Source organism: Acidovorax sp. GW458-11-26-14-TSB4, assembly GCF_059423865.1.
This window is the reverse complement of the sequence record NZ_JBWKYR010000014.1, coordinates 39,234-57,204: the sequence shown is the minus strand read 5'-3', so window position 1 is coordinate 57,204 and position 17,971 is coordinate 39,234. Positions and strand designations below refer to the sequence as shown.

The 17,971-nt window shown below is 65.4% G+C and carries 14 protein-coding genes; 11 read left to right on the top strand and 3 right to left on the bottom strand.

Annotated elements, in window-relative coordinates; genetic code table 11:
• Positions 1–11 precede the first annotated feature (11 nt).
• The 7 genes from AC07X5_RS23565 (at position 12) to AC07X5_RS23535 (ending at position 9,729) form a co-directional block, all read left to right on the top strand.
• Positions 12–1,460, top strand: coding sequence for an ankyrin repeat domain-containing protein (locus tag AC07X5_RS23565; protein ID WP_494772080.1), 1,449 nt, complete (start codon positions 12–14; stop codon positions 1,458–1,460).
• A 62-nt stretch (positions 1,461–1,522) separates the two neighbouring features.
• Positions 1,523–1,906 (top strand): YkvA family protein, encoded by a 384-nt coding sequence (locus AC07X5_RS23560; RefSeq protein WP_494772079.1) that lies wholly within the window; start codon positions 1,523–1,525, stop codon positions 1,904–1,906.
• Between the two features lie 43 nt (positions 1,907–1,949).
• Positions 1,950–2,411, top strand: a complete 462-nt coding sequence (locus AC07X5_RS23555) for a GNAT family N-acetyltransferase (RefSeq protein ID WP_494772078.1) — start codon at positions 1,950–1,952, stop codon at positions 2,409–2,411.
• A 41-nt stretch (positions 2,412–2,452) separates the two neighbouring features.
• On the top strand, positions 2,453–3,061 hold the full coding sequence (locus AC07X5_RS23550) for a putative glycolipid-binding domain-containing protein (RefSeq protein ID WP_494772077.1): 609 nt from the start codon (positions 2,453–2,455) through the stop codon (positions 3,059–3,061).
• 130 nt (positions 3,062–3,191) lie between these two features.
• The gene (locus AC07X5_RS23545) at positions 3,192–4,361 is read left to right on the top strand and encodes an esterase-like activity of phytase family protein (RefSeq protein WP_494772076.1); all 1,170 of its coding nucleotides are present in this window, start codon (positions 3,192–3,194) and stop codon (positions 4,359–4,361) included.
• A 996-nt stretch (positions 4,362–5,357) separates the two neighbouring features.
• The gene (locus AC07X5_RS23540) at positions 5,358–9,530 is read left to right on the top strand and encodes an RHS repeat-associated core domain-containing protein (protein ID WP_494772075.1); all 4,173 of its coding nucleotides are present in this window, start codon (positions 5,358–5,360) and stop codon (positions 9,528–9,530) included.
• Positions 9,531–9,534: 4 nt separating this feature from the next.
• On the top strand, positions 9,535–9,729 hold the full coding sequence (locus tag AC07X5_RS23535; RefSeq protein ID WP_494772074.1) for a hypothetical protein: 195 nt from the start codon (positions 9,535–9,537) through the stop codon (positions 9,727–9,729).
• Between the two features lie 176 nt (positions 9,730–9,905).
• On the opposite strand, the gene AC07X5_RS23530 is transcribed toward AC07X5_RS23535, so the two are convergent.
• Positions 9,906–12,473 (bottom strand): ATP-binding protein, encoded by a 2,568-nt coding sequence (locus AC07X5_RS23530; RefSeq protein ID WP_494772073.1) that lies wholly within the window; start codon positions 12,471–12,473, stop codon positions 9,906–9,908.
• Between the two features lie 209 nt (positions 12,474–12,682).
• Positions 12,683–13,588, bottom strand: coding sequence for a LysR family transcriptional regulator (locus AC07X5_RS23525; protein WP_494772072.1), 906 nt, complete (start codon positions 13,586–13,588; stop codon positions 12,683–12,685).
• 100 nt (positions 13,589–13,688) lie between these two features.
• Here AC07X5_RS23525 and AC07X5_RS23520 point away from each other — a divergent pair, with 100 nt between their 5' ends.
• From AC07X5_RS23520 to AC07X5_RS23505, 4 genes are all read left to right on the top strand, one after another.
• Positions 13,689–15,068 carry an acyclic terpene utilization AtuA family protein gene (locus AC07X5_RS23520; protein ID WP_494772071.1) on the top strand — a complete coding sequence of 460 codons (1,380 nt, stop codon included), beginning with the start codon at positions 13,689–13,691 and terminating at the stop codon, positions 15,066–15,068.
• Positions 15,065–15,430 (top strand): AtuA-related protein, encoded by a 366-nt coding sequence (locus AC07X5_RS23515; RefSeq protein ID WP_494772070.1) that lies wholly within the window; start codon positions 15,065–15,067, stop codon positions 15,428–15,430. Before AC07X5_RS23520 ends, AC07X5_RS23515 begins: the two co-directional genes overlap by 4 nt.
• A gap of 48 nt (positions 15,431–15,478) precedes the next feature.
• Positions 15,479–16,468, top strand: coding sequence for a Bug family tripartite tricarboxylate transporter substrate binding protein (locus AC07X5_RS23510; RefSeq protein ID WP_494772069.1), 990 nt, complete (start codon positions 15,479–15,481; stop codon positions 16,466–16,468).
• A gap of 223 nt (positions 16,469–16,691) precedes the next feature.
• The gene (locus AC07X5_RS23505; protein WP_494772068.1) at positions 16,692–17,006 is read left to right on the top strand and encodes an alpha/beta hydrolase domain-containing protein; all 315 of its coding nucleotides are present in this window, start codon (positions 16,692–16,694) and stop codon (positions 17,004–17,006) included.
• Positions 17,007–17,062: 56 nt separating this feature from the next.
• Here the strand turns inward: AC07X5_RS23505 and AC07X5_RS23500 are convergent, their stop codons facing one another.
• Complete coding sequence (locus AC07X5_RS23500) at positions 17,063–17,962, bottom strand: LysR family transcriptional regulator (RefSeq protein ID WP_494772067.1); 900 nt, start codon at positions 17,960–17,962, stop codon at positions 17,063–17,065.
• Positions 17,963–17,971: the final 9 nt, after the last annotated feature.

The window sequence follows — 17,971 nt, the reverse complement described above, 5'->3', positions numbered from 1 at the left end:
CTTTCTTTTCCATGGCCACTTCTCCTTCTGCCGCTCTGGACGACGATCTCGGTATCGATGCCTGCATTGAGGAAATGGAACGCCTGGTCCGCTCTGGCGTGCACCCGGACCGCATCAGCCTGTACCACGATGCGTCTGCAGTGCAATGGGCATGCCAGGCCCAATGGGTCTACTACGACGGCCCCGACGCGGCATCCGCCGCCCGGCGCGTCGACGCGCAGTTCGCGTTGCTGCGACTGATGCTGGAGCACGGCGCAAACCCCAACAAGCGCAAGAACCGCAACTCCACCCCTTTGGCCGTGTGTTGCCGGCAGTTCATCTCGTACTTCCAGGAGCGTGCGGTGGAGCGGCTGGCCCTGGTACTGGCGGCGGGCGGCGACCCGCGCCAGACCAAGGACCCCGCCATTTGCATGGCCCTGGGCCTGGGCGAGATGCGGGGGGAGATTTTCGACATGGCGTTCCGTGCCGATGCGCCAGCAGGGCACGCCGACGCCGTTTTCCAGGCCATAGACCTGCTGCTCAAGGCGGGTGCCGACATCGAGGCCATGGACCACCGCCAGATGTACACCCCGCTGCTCATGGCCGCCTTCATGGGCAGCCTGCCGCTGCTGCAGTTCCTGAAAGAGCGTGGAGCCAACGTGCACGCCACCAACCCCGATGGCTCCAATGCCTTGATGTACACCGCAGGCGACGTGGATGGCCTTGCCAATAGCCGCGCCGGCTTCTCCACCACCTGGCACCGCAGGGGCGACCCCGTGGCCACCACGCGCCAGTTGATCGACTGGGGCCTGGACCCCGCCGCCGCCAACGCCCGCGGACGCACCCCCCTGCGCCTGGCCGTGAACGCTGGCAACCTCGACGTGGCAGCCGTCCTGGCCGAGGCGCTGGCCTCCCAGGGCAAGCTGGGGGCGGCCGAGGCGCGCCTGTTCAAGGGCACCGAGTACCAAGCCCGCGTGGCTGCGCTCACCACCAGCGTGCAGCCCAAGAAGCCGGCCAAGCCCAAGAAGCCAATCAAGCCCAAGGCGTCCGAGGATGTAGTCCAGCGCGCCACCTGGGATCGCGCCCTTGCACTGATCGATGGCCCCACCGACTGGCAGCCCAGCCAATACCCCGAATGGCTGCGCACCTGCCTGAAAGAGGTGATCGCGCGCCTGGCATCGGGTGCGGACCCCCGGGTCCCGCCCGATGTGCTGTACCTTGAATACCATGGCCACTTTCGCAGCCTGCGCTGGTCCCGCACCAAGTCCTATGTCAGCCGCAGCGGCGCAGTGGAACTGGAGGCCCAGGTGTTCGATTGGGCAAAGATGTCCGTCAGCTTCTCGCAGGTGGACAACGACAACTGGGTGCTGCGCGAAGCCATCGAGCTGCCCATGGAGCCCCCGGGCACACCGCCCAGCACCGAAGCGCTGTGCGACGCCGTCGGGCAGCTGTGCGCCAGGTACCTCAAGACCGTGGGGTGATGCCAGCCGCCCGGTGACGGGCCTGGCAAGGCCGCTGTGCATGCGGGCATACTTCGCCTGCCATGTCCTTCCTGACCACCGCCAAAGACTGGGCGCGCCGCACCAAGCGCGACGTCGTTGCCGTCTACTTCGCCGCGCGCGATGCGCGCACCCCCTGGCCGGTGCGCTGCCTGGCCGTTGCCGTCGCGGCCTATGCGCTCAGCCCCATCGACCTGATCCCCGACTTCATCCCCGTGCTCGGCTACCTCGATGACCTGCTCATCGTGCCGCTGGGCCTGCTGCTGGTGGTGCGCCTGCTGCCCGGCCCGGTGCTGCAGGATGCGCGCGACAAGGCCGCTGGCGTGCTGGAGCGCCCCCGCAGCCGCATCGCGGCACTGGTCTTCGTTCTGGTATGGCTCGCCTGCGCGGGGGCGGCTGTCTACTGGTGGGTGCACAGGCCCGTGTGAGGGCAGTGGCCGCCGGGGCTGGCAATCCCGTACCATCGCCCGCATGCCGATCCAACTGGAATCCCCCCGCCAAGCCGACGTGGTGCAACTCATCGACGACCTCGACGCTTTTCAAAAGCCCCTGTACCCGCCCGAAAGCCACCATGGCATCGACCTGAACGCGCTCTCGCAACCCAACGTGCTGTTCGCCGTGGCCCGCTCGGAGCAGGGCGTGGCCCTGGGCTGCGGCGCCATGGTGCTGGGCGCCGACTTCGGCGAGGTCAAGCGCATGTACGTGCGCCCCGAGGCCCGCGGCCAGGGCCTGGCGCGTGCGCTGCTGGCCTTTGTCGAAGCCGAGGCCATCGCGCGCGGCTGCACCCGCTTTGCGCTGGAGACCGGTCCCTTGCAGCCCGAGGCGCTGGGCTTGTATGCGCGCATGGGCTATGTGGAGTGCGGGCCGTTCGGCGACTATGCGCCGGATGTGCACAGCGTGTTCATGCGCAAGCTGGCCGTGGCAACTGCCTGACCGAGTTGGCGGCACCCGGCACCCGAATCGAAGGAGTCCGCATGCTGCCAATCGCCCAGACGGCCACCACCGCACTGCACCACACCTTCTTCTGGCGCCGCCTCTATAGCCCCGGCAGCGATGTCTGCCGCGTCTACCGGCGCGCCGATGGCGGCTGGGACCTGCGCGGCACGGCCGTGTTCCATGACGAAGGGCGGGCCTGCGACATGGGCTATGAGGTCAGCGTCGATGCGCGCTGGGTGACCCAGGCCGCCCATCTGAGCGGCCATTGCGGCGAACGCGTTGTGGACCTGCATTTTCGCGCCGGGACCGATGGGCGCTGGCGGGTGGGGCAGGGCGGTGAAGCTGGGGCCGATGCCGGTGTCCTGGCCACAAGCTGCCCGGACTTCGACCTGAACTTCAGCCCCGCCACCAACATGATCGCCATCCGCCGCATGGCGCTGCAGGTGGGGCAGCAGGCGCAGGCCCCTGCTGCCTGGCTGTCCTTCCCGGACTTGCGGCTGCAGGAGCTGCCGCAGGTCTATCGGCGGCTGGATGCCGTGCGCTACCAGTACGACGCGCCTACCGTGGGGTACAGCGGGGTGCTCGAAGTGTGCGAGCACGGCGCCGTGGTGCACTACCCGGAATTGTTTGCGCGCTCTGCCTCCTGAGCGCCCGTCGGCCCGCCGGGCCCGCTTGTTTCCTCGACGCAACAGGGCCCGACTGTGTCACGCACGTGACGCACTCGCCCCCCAAGCTCCCGTGCTTTCCCAACCTCCCGCAGAAAGAAAGACACACAGCATGGGCTTCGCACTCAACACCTCCGCCTGGCGCCGCACGGCCGCCGCTTTCGCCCTGGCCGCACTGACCGCTGCCACTCTGGCCGCCTGCGGCGGCAGTGACGACGACAACGGCGAATCCCGGGTGGCATCTCTCAAGCTGATCGGCACCGCGTCCCTGCCCACCGGCACCCTGTTCGAGGGCGTGGAATTCGGCGGCATCTCGGGCCTGGACCAGGCCACCGACGGTAGCTACTGGGCCATCTCCGACGACCGGGGCGGCGAGCGCGGCACGCCGCGCTTCTACAACCTGAGCATCGATTACGGCGCCACCGGCCCGGTGACGGTCAAGGTCAACCGCCAGACGTATATGCAGCGCGAAGACGGCACCACCTTCCCCGCCAACGCCCGCACCGTGGACCCTGAAGCCATCCGCCTGGCGCCCAACGGCAACCTGTACTGGTCGTCCGAAGGCAACTGGGGCACCACGCCAGCCACGCTGTTCCAGCCCTTCCTGCGCGAGATGACGACCGCCGGCAAGTTCGTGCGCGAGTTCAAGACGCCCGCGGCCTACAACTACGTGGACAACAGCACCACGGGCGGGCGCAGCAACAAGCTCTTCGAGGCCCTGACCGTGGCGCCCGATGGCACCGTGTTCGTGGCCAACGAAGACGCCCTGGTGCAGGACGGCCCCATCACCACCATCCAGGCCGGCAGCGTGGTGCGCGTGACCGCCATGGACCCCGCTACCGGAAACGCCAAGGCCCAGTACGCCTACCAGTTGCCCAAGATCCCGGTGGATGCACCCGCCGGCGCCCCGTTCGGCCCCGACAACGGCCTGTCGGACATGCTGGCCATCGGCAACAAGAAATTCATCGCCATCGAACGCGCCTTTGCCTCCGGCATCGGCAACACCATCCGCCTGGTGCTGACCGAGATCACCGACGCCACCACCAACGTCACCAGCATGGCCAGCCTGGCAGGCAATGCTGCCTACACCCCCATGACCCGCAAGCTGCTGCTCGATATGCCCATCACCTACCAGGGCGTCAAGCTCGACAACATCGAAGCCATCACCTGGGGCAAGACATTGCCCAACGGCCATCGCACCATCGTGCTGGCGGCGGACAACAACTTCACGGCGGATACGCAGGCGAATCAGTTTGTGGTGTTCGAGGTGTTGCCGGAGTAAATGGGCGCTGCGCTCGCAGGGCATGTGCGGGCGACCTGCCGCAATTTTGTCCCGGCGACTGTGCGGTGGCAGTTTGCGGGGGGGCGGTTGGCGCGGGATGTGCAGGGCCGCCAAGATGGCGACCGCCCCGTGCCTCGCACAGCTGTTTGGTTCTGCCTACCCTTCGTCTGAAGGTGCCGTGCACTCTGCACCCTGCGGGTGCGTGAACACGCCGACAAAACGTTCATCGGGCCCTGCAACATATGCTTACAACGCGCTCGTCAAAAGCACAGGCCTTCGCATTGAGCGCATGTACAGTATGCGGTAATAAAGGCAATGCCTATGTTGCGTTCTTGTTGAGATCTGCTCTAACAAGATGCCATAAAAAGTCAAGAAAATATTGGGAGGGAGTTTATGTTCTCTGCTGCAAAGCGGGCTGGTGTGTTGTTTGCTCGCGCTTCGGTAAATCTTCTGGAAAAACTCATCGTCGGGTTTTTGAAAATCACCAGACTGCAGTTTCTAACGCCAAGGCATGCAGGAATTGCCTCGATTTTTGGATTATTGCTTGTCTCGTCGCAATGCATCAATGCGGCTGTTCCGCGCGAGGTGTATTACCTTGGGTATGGATACACTGAAGAGCTGGGACAACCGTACTATACCAAGCGTGGCTATTGTGACGCCTATTCTGCTTGGCGTGGGAGCAGTCCGAATGATCAATTCACATTCACAGTCGTTGAGGTCATCGATCAAGATGGGACAAATCTTGCATGCGGAGGGTGGTTGCGGCAAAAAGGAACATCCTATGATATGTATACGTACATTGGAGTTACTGCCTACTACCCGTGCCCAGCCAATTCAGGAAATTATGTAGCCAATGACTGCGACTGCAATTTTGGATATACCGAAAGAGGTGGTAAGTGCGAGCTGAAAAATAGTATTCCTGGCGGCTTGAGTGGAGCTTCCTGCCCGGCCTCAGCCTACAGTGGACCAGGTGGTAGTACCAGGAACCCCATTCTCTTGAGCACCGGAGAAAAGTATCTCAACGAGGATGACTTCTCCGACCTGTCTGCCCATCCACTGGGGTTCTCCCGCAACTATCTCCATCGGAGAAGCTTGAGTCAAAGCGCTGTAGGTGCAGGCTGGTCTCACAGCTACGCAGAGCGTCTTCAGCATGAGCCTGCGGTGGGAGCCGCAGCACGAGTAAAGCCATCTCCTGCAAAGCTCACTATTTTTCTGAGTGACGGATCGGAGAGGTGGTTCTTGCCTTCCGGCGATGGCTGGATTGCGCTGGACAGCGCCGACACTTTGGAAGCCTCCCCTCCGGGTTGGATCCACAAGTCTGCGTCTGACGATGTCGTTCGCAAGTTCGATGCTTCTGGAAAACTGCTCAGCCACCAGCAACGAAATGGCTGGACCTACCAATACGGCTACGGCCCAGGCGACAAACTGCAGACTGTCACCAACCAGTTCGGTCGCACGCTGCATTTCGCCTACTACGGCTCGCAACTGTCCAGTGTCAGCTTGGATACGGCGGTGAAGGCTACGTATAGCTACGACAGTTCTGGGCGGCTGCAAACAGCAACGTTTGCAGACGGCGCATCCAAGTCCTATCTTTACGAAAATTCGGCACTCCCCCAAGCAATCACCGGCATTGTGGATGAAAATGGGACACGCTTGGCAACCTTCACCTACAACGGTGGCGCTGCAGTCAAAACAGAGCGCGCCGGAAATGTGTCTGTTTATGAAGTGGGTTATCCAGGAGCTCACAATGGTTCAACAACCGTCAAAGATCCGCTGGGGGTTACTCGCAATTACTCCTACAGGAGAAATGGCGGCAGCCTGGCTATCGTATCGAGCGATTACGCCTCGGGCGGATACTCCAATAATGCCGCGAGCCGCGTGCAAAACTCTTTGGGCCTCATTGATTCCGAAAAAGATTTCCTTGGCTTCTCCACTTCCTTTACCTGGGATAACGCTCGCCGCCTTCCCCTGACAAAGATCGAGGCCGTCAACCAGCCGGAAAGCCGCACGACCTCAACAGCCTGGCACAGCCTTTGGAGCTTGCCTGTGGAGGTCACAGAGCCTGGCCGCACGACTGGCTACACCTACGACAGCCAAGGCAACGTGCTGACAAGCACCCTCACGGGCACGGGGCCGGGGGGCGTGGCGCGCACCACCACGTGGACCTACAACTCGGCCGGCTTGGTTGCCACTGAGACCGCCCCAAACGGGGCCGCCACCAGCTATACCTACGACAGCCTGGGCAACCTCACCCAGAGCACCAATGCCCTGGGCCATGTGGACACCTACACCCATGACAGCACAGGCCGCGTGCTTAGCCACACCGCACCCAACGGCTTGGTGAGCAGCTATACCTACGATGCGCGTGGTCGCGTGCTCACCATCAACCGCGGCGGGCAAGTCACCACCTTGACCTATCGCCTTAGTGGACACATTGCAACGGCCACGTTTGCGCATGGCTACAGCGTCACGTATGCCTATGACGCAGCTCAGCGCATGACAGGCTGGAGCGACAACCGTGGCAATACCGGCACCTATGTGCTGGACGCCATGGGCAACCGGACCGACGAGGAAGTGCGCGACAGCCAGGGGCAACTGGCCTGGAAACTGGCACGTACCATCAACATAATGAATTTGGTTGCCAGCACCACCTTGGGCCCGCATTCATCTAGGGTCAACACCTACGACAACAACGGTCAGTTGGTCCAGACCAGCCGTGGCAGCAGCGAGCACAACCAGGTTACGCTGGACGGCCTGCGCCGCGTCAAGACCGCTTACGACGCGTCCAACGCTGCGACTTCGCTGACATACAACGCCCTGGATGGGGTTACGTCCGTTACGGACCCCAAGAGCGTCACCACGGCCTACACCCGCGACGCCCTGGGCAACGCCACCAGCGAAGCCAGCCCCGACAGCGGCAGCGAAACCACCCAATACGACGCTCTGGGCCTGCCCGTCAGCATCACCAACGCCCTGGGCCAGGCAACGACCATCACGCGTGACCTGCTGGGCCGCCCCACGTCCATCGTGCACACCGGCGGCACCACTACCCTGCGCTACGACCAGAGCACCGCAGCCAAGGGCTACCTCACCGAAATCGAAGATTCCAGCGGCCTGACCACCTACCAGCGCGACCTGCACGGCCGGGTGACAAGCCAGACCCAGAAGCTCATCAACAACGACACCCGCACCCTGGCCTACAGCTACAACGCCACCACGGGTTTGCTCACCAGCACCACTTACCCCGGCGGCCAGGTCCTGCAACACGTGTATGACGCCACCGGCCAGCTCACCGGCCTCACCTGGGCCGGCCAACCCTTGGTCAGCGGCATCGCATGGAGCCCCCTGGGCCAGCCCACCGGCTGGAGCTGGAACCTGCCCGGCGGCGCGGCGGCCATCCCCGCCACCCGCAGCTACAACACCGCAGGTCAGCTGACCAACACCGAGTTCAGCAGCTATGTGTATGACGGAGCAGGCCGCATCACCAGCCTCACCCAGAACCTGATGCAGCCCGCCAGCACCGACGCCCAGGCCAGCACCGTCACCCAGGCCCCGGCCACCTGGACCGTCACCTACATCCCCACAGGCCGCATCACCAGCTTCACCAAGTCCGCCGCCAGCGGTACCCCAGCCGACACCGTCACCTACACCTACGACCCCAACGGCAACCGCACCAGCAGCAGCCAGCAACGCGCAGGCACCACCACCAACCGCACCTACACCCTCACCGCCAACCGCCAGACCGGCTTCAGCCAGACGCAAACGGGCGCCAGCACCGCCAGCACCAGCGTCACCTACGAGTACAACGCCGCCGGCGACCTGCTGAGCGACGGCCTGCGCACGTTCCAGTACGACAGCCAGGAACGCCTGGAAAAAGTCACCACCGGCACGGGAGCAGACGCCCCCAGCACCCAGTACGCCCACAACGCCCTGGGCCAGCGCGTGTTCAAGACCGAACCGCTGTTCGCCAGCGGTAGCGGATCAGGTGGAACCACCAGCGGCAAGAACCTCAACAACCTCCTGGCCGACCCGGAAGACCAGGAAGCGGCGGAGAAAGAAAAGGAACAGGACAAGGGCCTCATCCAGACCGCCTTCGAATTCTTCACCCGCCTGTGGAGCCCCGGTACCAGCGACGCGCAAAAGCTCGGCTTCGCGTACGTCTACGGCCAGGACGGCACCCTGCTGGGTGAATACGGCATGGGCGGCAGCCACAGCAGCGGCACCACCCAGTACATCTACCTGCCCACGGCCAACGGCCCCATGCCCATTGCCGCCATCGTCAATGGCGTGGCGTATGCCGTGCACAGCGACCACGTGAACACGCCGCGCAAGCTCACCCAGGCCGATGGTCAGGTGGCCTGGCAATGGGCGTACAGCGCGTTTGGGGACGAACAGCCCACCCTGGGATCGAAGCGCTTCACCAACGAAACGACGACCCCCACCACGGGCACCACCACCATCCCCGAAGTGACCTTCAACCTGCGCTACCCGGGACAGTACTACGACAAAGAAAGCAACCTGCACTACAACTACTTCCGCAGCTACAGTGCGGAGCGGGGGCGGTATACGCAGGCTGATCCGATTGGGCTGGAGGGGGGATTCAATCGGTTTGGGTATGTAAACGGCAGTTCGCTAAATGAGGTAGATCCCTACGGGCTCCACCCAGTCATGCGTCTCTATACGATGGCGCAAAGCGCGTTGTACCGTTACGCTCCTGCACTCACGGAATTTATTGCAAGTGCATCTGGCGTCAATGGGGCTGTGGTATCGCCCATGAGTCCGATGGTGGCGCAGATTCCGACGAGTGTTTCTCGCATGACACCGGTGGCGCGCGGGATTGTTGAGGCAGCTGAGTCTGGTGGTTTTTGCCCAGCAACTGGTGATATCGTTGAACGGACTTTTATGACATCGAAAGGACCTGTTGACTTTATCGCTGACGTGGTAGTGCAAGATGGGCGGCTGATTCTAGATAATTCCATCCTGTATGCCCGCTCAAACTCGCCGCTTAGCGGGATGTCTCGCGAGTTATATCGCGGGTTTGGTGACTTGAGAGGTTGGGCAGCACATCACGGTTTTGATGCTCTTGAAATTAATGGTATCCGTGCCCTGAACAGTTCTTCTGCGAATCCGGGTTCAACTTGGTCTAGGTCCTGGGATTTGAAAAAGTAGGAATATGGAAAAATTTGAATTTATTGCAAAGCAGCATGCAGATGGTGCAACCATAGTGCAAACGATAAAAGCATGCATGAGGGAGTATAAAATTTCCTTGAGTGAGGCGCATGAAATAGTCTCAACGCATCCTGCTTGGGCGTCGATTGTGAAGGCTGCGGAGCCTCTTTATCGTGATCTTGCTGCAGATAAAGAATAAATTGAAAACTATTTTGAGATTGCCGAGGGTATGCTGTGCCGGACCTTAAGCGCAGGGGGAGCGCTTGCTGCAGGCGCAAGAGCAACCTGTGATCGTAGAATACGTTCATTTCAAGATGCGAACACGGGGTGATTTCTTTACCCGCCGCCAGAAAAATCGTTGGCGAAGCTATTCCGTCACCTTTCAATCATCTCCTGCACCTTGGCCGCCAACGCCGCCACATCAAACGGCTTGGTAATCACCTCCATCCCAAACGCCAATAACCCATTGCCCACGGCGGCGTTTTCGGCATACCCGGTGATGAACAGCACCTTCAGGTCCGGTCGCGTCACGCGCCCCGCGTCGGCCACCTGGCGGCCGTTCAGGCCGCCGGGCAGGCCCACATCTGTCAGCAGCAGGTCGATGCGGCGGTCGGACTGCAGCACGTGCAGGCCCGCGGGGCCGTCGCCCACCGAGATCACGTTGTAGCCCAGGTCTTCGAGTTCCTCGGCGATCAGGCCGCGGATGGTGGCTTCGTCCTCGATGAGCAGCACCACCTCGCCATCGCCCCTGTGGTCGAAACTGGGCAGGGCCTCCTGGCCGGCCTGTTCGGCGTCGCCCACGTAGCGCGGCAGGTACAGGCACATGGTGGTGCCCTGGCCGGGCTCGGAATAGATGCGCACCTGCCCGCCCGACTGGCGCACGAAGCCGTACACCATCGACAGACCCAGCCCCGTGCCCTGGCCCATGGGCTTGGTGGTGAAGAAGGGGTCGAAGGCGCGCGCGATCACCTCGGGCGCCATGCCCACGCCGGTGTCGGTCACGCAAAGCGAGATGTACTGGCCCGGGGGCAGCTCGCGCTCGGCGGCGGCGCGGTCGTCCAGCCATTTGTTGGCGGTTTCGATGGTCAGGCGCCCGCCGTTGGGGGCCATGGCGTCGCGCGCGTTGATGCACAGGTTGAGCACGGCGTTTTCCAGCTGCGAGGGGTCCACCTGCGTGAGCCACAGGCCGCCCGCGCCCACCACCTCCACCTCGACCGACGGGCCCACGGTGCGGCGCACCATCTCCTCGATGCCGCCCACCAGGCGGTTCACATCGGTGGGGCGCGGGTCCAGCGTCTGGCGGCGTGAAAACGCCAAGAGGCGCTGGGTGAGCGAGGCCGCGCGCCGCACCGAGCTTTGCGCCATGCCGATGTAGCGTTCGGTGTTGTCGAAGTTGCGCGCGTTCAGGCGTTTTTCCAGCACCTGCAGGCTGGCGCTCATGCCCGCCAGCAGGTTGTTGAAGTCGTGCGCAATGCCGCCCGTGAGCTGGCCAATGGCCTCCATCTTCTGCGACTGGCGGAATTTCGCCTCCACCTCCATCAGCTCGTTCGTGCGCTCGGTGACCTTGCGCTCCAGCGACTCGTTCATCTCGCGCAGTTGGGCTTCGTTGCCGCGCAGCTCGCTTTCGGAGCGCGCGCGTTCGGTGGCAGTGCGGGTGCGGCCTGCAATCTCGCGCATGAACTCGCATTCTTCCTGAGTCCACTGGCGCACGTCGCTCTGGTTCACGAAGAGCACGGCCACCAGGCGTTCGTGCTCCACCACGGGGATGTTCATGAAAGCACGCGCACTGCGCGACTCCAGCGCTTGCGCTGCCACCGCAGTACGGGGGTCCGTGCGCACATCGGTTACCCTGACGAGTTCATCCTTCTTGAGGGAGTCGACGAAGGTGCCAAAGTCCCGCAGGCAGAGCTCTCCCTGCAGTGTCGGCACCCCTGGGGCCGTCCAGTCGCACTGCACCCGCAGCATGTCGGTATCGTGGTCCACGCGGCCATAGCCTGCACGGCTCACCTTGAGGGTCTGGCCCAGGATGCGGGCCGCGGCCAGGCTGATGTCGTCCACGTCGGCAAGGCCGCGCAACTGGCTGGTGAACTCGATCAGGGCGTCTCGCTTGGCCTCTGCGGCCACCCGCTCGGTCACGTCCAGGCCTTCCACGAAGATGCCCGTCACCGCGCCGGAGGTGTCGCGGATCGGCTGGTACACGAAGTCCAGGTAGCGCTCGCTCACCGGCTCGCCCGCGTGCTGCTGGATGTCGAAACGCGCACCGAAGGCAGTTGCAGCCCTGCCGCTGGTGTACACGCCATCGAGCATCGCCAGGTAGCCCTGCTCGGCGGCTTCGGGCAGCGCCTCGGCCACGGTGCGGCCCACCAGGGTGCGGTCACCCACCAGCTCCAGGTACTTGGGGTTGGCCAGCTCGATGCGATGGCTGGAACCCTGCAGCAGCACCATGAAGCTGGGCGACTGCTCGAACAGCTGGGCAAAGCGCTCGCGCTCCATCAGCAGGCGCCGGTCGGCCAGCACCTTGTCGGTGGTCTCCACCACCAGGGCCATGGCGCCCACGGGGGTGCCCGCGTCGTCCACCAGAGGCGAGTAGTTCAGGTCCACCCACAGCGGCTTGTACACGCCGTCACGGTTCAGGCTCAGCTCCTGGTCTTCGTAGGTCAGCGTTCCGCCGGCCAGGCAGACCTTGAGCACCCGGTCGTTGAGGTCGGCCGCCTCGGGCCAGGCCTCGCGGATCTTCATGCCCAGAAGGCCCGGGTGGCGCGCGCCCGAGAACCTGGAGTAGGGGTCGTTGTAGATCAGCACGCCCGATTCACCCCACAGCGTGGCAATCGGCATGGGGCAGCGCAGCATGTTGGCCAGCGCCAGCGTAAGGTGTGCGGGCCAGTGCTCCATCGGGCCCAGTTCGGTGGAGGCCCAGTCGAAGCGCGCGATCAATCCGGCCATTTCGCCGCCAGCGGACAGGATGGAAGCTTGGGTAGTCGGTATACCGGAGGACATTGGTGCCTGGTGGTGTGAGCGGGCTGTGCCCGGAAACGGCGTTGCGGCACCGCATTTTTCGCACGATGATAAAGACGCCTGTCCAAAGTTCTTGTAGGCGTTCGCCTATGCCCTTCCTGAAACATACACGGGTTGGCTGGGCGGGCCGGTGCTGGTCACCCCGTGCCCGGCCGCTGCGCCATGACCAGGGTGTACAGCGCCTGCGCCGCCACCGACAGGCTTCGGTCGCGCCGGCGCACCAGGTAGATCTGGCGCAGCAGTCCGGGCAGTGCCAGAGGCCGGGTTACCAGGCCGGGCTGGTTGAAGTGGAACAGCGTGAGCGCCGGTACCACGCTGATGCCCAGGCCAGCGCGCACCATGCCCATCACGCTGGCCAGTTGCTCCAGCTCCATCAGGGTGTGCATGCCCTGGGGGTGGAAGGCCGCCTCCAGGTACTGGCGCACGCTGCTGGTGCGCGCCAGGTGAATGAAGGGGTACGCCGCCAGATCGGCCGGGGTGATGGCCTTTTTGCGCCGGGCCAGGGCGTGGTCGGCCGGGCACACCAGGTGGAAGTCGTCGCTGCAAAAGGGCTCGGCCTGCAGCTCGGGCGTGTCGGCGCGGATGGCGGCCAGCGCAAAGTCGGCCTTGCCGCTGGCCACGCGCTCGATGCAGGGCTCCGACAGCACGTCGGCAATGTCGATCTCGATGCCTGGGTAGGCGCTGCGGTAGGCGGCCAGCACCCGGGGCAGCCAGCCGGCAGCCAGGGATGGCAGCAGCGCCACGGCCACGCGCCCGCGCTGCAGGGTGGCCGCATCGCGCACGGCGGCCAGCGCGGCCGTGATCTCGCCGCGGATGCGCCGGGCCGACTCCAGAAAGTTCTGTCCCTCGCCCGTCAGGTCCACATGCCGCGTGCTGCGGTCGAACAGGCGCAGGCCCAGGTCGTCCTCCAGCGCGCGGATGAGGGCGCTGAACGCCGGCTGCGAAAGGTGGCACTGAGCGGCGGCGCGCGTGAAGTTGCGCTGCTCGGCCAGGGCCAGAAAGGCGTCGAGCTGGCGGGTGGAAAGGTGGTGCTGCGCGCCCATGGATGATTAATCTGCGAAACGGATGGATTGATACCAACAATCTATTTCACAGAATAACACCGGGTGCCTACATTCGGCCCAGGAGACAAAGACACCCTTTATGGCGAACAACGCAACATTGCTGGTCGGCTGCGCCGCCGGTTTCTCGGGCGACCGCACGGACGCCGCTGCACCCGTGGTGCAGGCCCTGGTCGCCAGCGGCAAGCCGGCCGTGCTGATCTTCGAGACCCTGGCCGAACGCACCCTGGCCCTGGCCCAGCTGGCCCGCCGCACCGACCCCGATGCGGGCTACGAGCCCCTGCTGATGGACATGCTGCGCCCCGTGCTGGGCGACTGCCTGGCGCATGGCGTGCGCATCGTGAGCAACTTCGGCGCCGCCAACCCCGAGGGCGCGGCCCGGCGCATCGTGCGCCTGGCAGCCGAGCTGGGCCTGCGCCGCCCGCGCGTGGCCGTGGTGCAGGGCGACGACCTGAGCGGCCCCGCCCACAGCGCGCTGCTGCAAGGCGCCCTGGGCGATGCCATGCCCACCGAACCCATCGCCAGCGCCAACGCCTACATCGGCGCCCAGGCCATTGCGGGTGCGCTGCGCGAGGGCGCCGACGTGGTGGTCTGCGGTCGCGTGGCCGACCCCTCCCTGGTGCTGGGCCCGGCCCTGGCCCACTACGGCTGGGCGCACGACGACTGGGACCGCCTGGCCCGCGCCACCATGGCCGGCCACCTGCTCGAATGCGGCGCCCAGGTCACGGGCGGCTACTTTGCCGACCCCGGCTACAAGGACGTGCCCGGCATGGCCCGCCTGGGCTACCCCATCGCCGAGATCGACGCCGACGGCCACTGCACCATCACCAAGCCCCCGGGCACGGGCGGGCGCATCGACGAGCGCACCGTCAAGGAGCAGCTGTTGTACGAGCTGCACGACCCCGCCGCCTACCTGACCCCCGACGTGGTGGCCGACATCACCGAGGCCCGCGTGACTGCCGTGGGCCCCGACGCCGTGCGCCTGGAAGGCGTGCGCGGCCATGCGCGTCCGCCCACGCTCAAGGTCAACGTGTGCTTCGAGTCGGGCTGGTTTGCCGAGGGCGAGATTTCGTACGCCGGAGCCCGGGCCGAGGCCCGCGCCCGCCTGGCGGGCGAGGTGCTGCGCGAGCGCCTGGCCGGCCTGGGCCCGCTGCGCATCGACCTGATCGGCGTGACCAGCGTGCTGGGCGACGATGCCGGCCGCTGGCTGGATGGCGCCGGCGGGGATGCGCGCGACGTGCGCCTGCGCGTGGCCCTGCAGCACCGCGACCATGCCAGCGCCCAGCGCCTGCTGCGCGAGGTGACCGCCCTCTACACCTGCGGCCCCGCAGGAGGCGGGGGTGTGCGCACGGCCATGCGGCCGCGCCTGGGCACCGTGTCGTGCCTGGTGCCGCGCGAGGCCGTGCCCACGGGCTACCGCATGTTCGATGAAGCCATGGGGCAAGAAAGGGCCGCAGCATGACAGGCAACACCACCATCACCGTGCCCCTGTACCGCCTGGCACACAGCCGCACCGGCGACAAGGGCAACCGCTCCAACATCAGCGTCATTGCCTGGCACCCCGCGCTGTGGGATGTGCTGCTGGCCGAGGTGACCGAGGCCGCCGTGGCGCGTCATTTCGCGCACCGCCAGCCGGGGCGGGTGGTGCGCTACGTGCTGCCGCAGCTGCAGGCCATGAACTTCGTGCTCGACGACGTGCTGGACGGCGGCGTGAACGACGCCCTCAACCTCGACAGCCATGGCAAGGCGCTGAGCTATTGGCTGCTGGACCTGCCGGTGCAGGTGCCCACGGCGCTGCAGCAGCACCTGGCCGGACACGGCTGAGACTTTTTCGATTTCTTTCACCATCAACAACACCAGGAGACACGCACCATGACCGCATTCCACCTTCCTTCCCGCCGACAGGCCTTGTCCGCCACCGTGGCGCTGGCCGCATCGCTGGGCTTGGCCGGCAGCGCGCTGGCGCAGGCCTACCCGGCCAAGGCCATCACCTTCGTCGTGCCGTTTGCCGCCGGCAGCGCCACCGACCAGCTGGCGCGCGCCATCGGCCAGTCCATCACCACAGACACCAAACAGCCCGTGGTCATCGACAACAAGGCCGGCGCCAGCGGCATGATCGCCGCGCAGGCCGTGGCCAAGGCGCCTGCCGACGGCTACACCATCCTCGTCACCACCAACACCACGCACGCGGCCAACGAGCACCTGTACAAGAAGCTCTCGTACGATCCGGTGAAGGACTTCGCGCCCATCAGCGGCCTGGGCAAGGGCGGGCAGGTGATGGTGGTGAACGCCGCATCGCCCTACAAGAGTGTGGCCGACGTGTTGGCCGCGGCCAAGAAGACACCGGGCAAGCTGAGCTTCGGCAGCGGCAGCTCGTCGAGCCGCATGGCCGGCGAGATGCTCAAGCAGCTGGCGGGCGTGGACATCCTGCACGTGCCCTACAAGAGCAACCCCCTGGCCATCACCGACCTGCTGGGCGGCCAGATCGACATGATGATCACCGACACCTCCACCGGCGTGCCCCAGGTCAAGGCCGGCAAGCTGCGTGCCCTGGGCTACTCCACGCAAAAGCGCAGCTCGCAGCTGCCCGAGGTGCCCACCATCGACGAGGCCGGCGTCAAGGGCTACGACATGGGCTACTGGTTCGCCGCCTACGCCCCGGCCAACACGCCGCCTGCCGTGGTGGCCCGCCTCAACGAGCTGATGGCCGCCGCCACCAAGAGCGCCGCCGCCAAGTCCTTCTACGACGTGGCCGGCTCCGAAGCCTGGACCACCACGCCTGACGAGCTGGCCAAGTTCCAGGCCGCCGAGACGGTGAAGTGGGGCAAGGTCATCAAGGCGGCCGGCATCGAAGCCGAGTAGGCCTTGCTTACCTGCGCGCCCATCCGCGCGCAGCCCTGTGCAGCGCGTTGACGGCGCGCACAGCCCATCCCTGATTTGAGCCCGCCGGCTGCCTGCGCGAAGCCGGTGCGGGCGCAGCCATGCCAGAGAGCCTGCCCAACCCGGGCGAGGTGAAGGGCCGCTGCATGCCCGTTTTTTTTCCGCAAGCAAGACCACAAGACCCACCGCACAGGAGACAAGCGACATGAGAAAGCATCTTTTCCCCACCCTGGGCGCCATTGCCCTCACGGCCGCAGCCGCAGCAGCCCTCACGGCCGCAGCCGCAGCAGCCCTCACGGCCGCAGCCGCAGCAGCCCTCACGGCCTGCGGCGGCAGCGACAACGACGACGGCCTGACCGGCAAGACCCCGGCCATGAAGCTCGAGCTGTACGGCAACCAGGCCGGCTACGTGGCCGCGGTGACCGAGGCGGCCAACGCCCTGGTGGCCCAGCGCCTTCTGCTGCCGCGCGATGCGCAGGCGCAGATCGAACGGGCCAAGGCCACGGTAATCCTTCCCTGAGGGCAGCGTGATGCTGTGACGCAAAGGCCGGGGCTCGCGCCCCGGCCTTTTTCATTTCAAAGTGACCAGGGCGCCCCTTTGAAGCGCTCGACCAGAAAATCCAGCAGCGCCCGCACCGCCGGTGACTGGTGCCGGCGCGACGTGTACAGCGCGTTGATCGCCATCACCGGCAGCTCCCAGCCGGGCAGCAGCGCCCGCAGCTCGCCGCTGGCGATGTGCGGATTGGCCAGGTAGGTAGGCTGCAGCGCAATGCCGCCGCCCGCCAGCGCCGCGCGCAGCAGGGTGGTGGCCTCGTTGGCGCTGAAGTGGCCGGACACGGCCACGCGCTCGGTGCGGCCGTTCTGGGACAACTCCCACACGCTCTTGCCGAAGTTGGCGTAGCTCAGGCAGCGGTGGCGTTCCAGCTCGGCCGGCAGGGCGGGTACGCCATGGCGCGCCAGGTAAGCGGGCGAGGCCACCAGCACCGAATCGCAGCGCGCCAGCGGCCGGGCGATCAGCATGGGGTCGGGCCCGCTGCTGATGCGGATCGCCAGGTCGATGCGCTTTTCCACCAGGTTGAGCGAGCCTTCGCTGGCATCCAGGTCGATCTTGAGCTGCGGGTGCAGCGCCAGGAAGTCGGCAATCGCCGTGCCCAGCTGCGCATAGGCGAACGAGACGCTGCAGGTCAGCCGCAACTGGCCGCGCAACTCACCCTCGGTCGTGGCCGTGGTCTCTTCCTCGATGTCTTCCACCAGCGCCAGCATCTGCTGGCAGCGGCGCAGGGCCTGCTCGCCCGCATCGGTCAGCGTCACGCTGCGGGTGGTGCGCTGCAGCAGCCGGGCCTGCAACCACTGCTCCATCTCGCCCACATAGCGGGTGACCATGGCGCGCGACATCTCCATCCGCTCGGCCGTGGCGCTGAAGCTGCCGCTGGTGGCGACTTCCACAAACACCCGCATGGCGGTCAGGCGGTCCATATTTGCTCT

Coding starts and splice junctions, on each gene's coding strand:
- AC07X5_RS23565 (WP_494772080.1), top strand. CDS start 12: ATGGCCACTTCTCCTTCTGCCGCTCTGGACGACGATCTCGGTATCGAT.
- AC07X5_RS23560 (WP_494772079.1), top strand. CDS start 1,523: ATGTCCTTCCTGACCACCGCCAAAGACTGGGCGCGCCGCACCAAGCGC.
- AC07X5_RS23555 (WP_494772078.1), top strand. CDS start 1,950: ATGCCGATCCAACTGGAATCCCCCCGCCAAGCCGACGTGGTGCAACTC.
- AC07X5_RS23550 (WP_494772077.1), top strand. CDS start 2,453: ATGCTGCCAATCGCCCAGACGGCCACCACCGCACTGCACCACACCTTC.
- AC07X5_RS23545 (WP_494772076.1), top strand. CDS start 3,192: ATGGGCTTCGCACTCAACACCTCCGCCTGGCGCCGCACGGCCGCCGCT.
- AC07X5_RS23535 (WP_494772074.1), top strand. CDS start 9,535: ATGGAAAAATTTGAATTTATTGCAAAGCAGCATGCAGATGGTGCAACC.
- AC07X5_RS23530 (WP_494772073.1), bottom strand. CDS start 12,473: ATGGCCGGATTGATCGCGCGCTTCGACTGGGCCTCCACCGAACTGGGC.
- AC07X5_RS23525 (WP_494772072.1), bottom strand. CDS start 13,588: ATGGGCGCGCAGCACCACCTTTCCACCCGCCAGCTCGACGCCTTTCTG.
- AC07X5_RS23520 (WP_494772071.1), top strand. CDS start 13,689: ATGGCGAACAACGCAACATTGCTGGTCGGCTGCGCCGCCGGTTTCTCG.
- AC07X5_RS23515 (WP_494772070.1), top strand. CDS start 15,065: ATGACAGGCAACACCACCATCACCGTGCCCCTGTACCGCCTGGCACAC.
- AC07X5_RS23510 (WP_494772069.1), top strand. CDS start 15,479: ATGACCGCATTCCACCTTCCTTCCCGCCGACAGGCCTTGTCCGCCACC.
- AC07X5_RS23505 (WP_494772068.1), top strand. CDS start 16,692: ATGAGAAAGCATCTTTTCCCCACCCTGGGCGCCATTGCCCTCACGGCC.
- AC07X5_RS23500 (WP_494772067.1), bottom strand. CDS start 17,962: ATGGACCGCCTGACCGCCATGCGGGTGTTTGTGGAAGTCGCCACCAGC.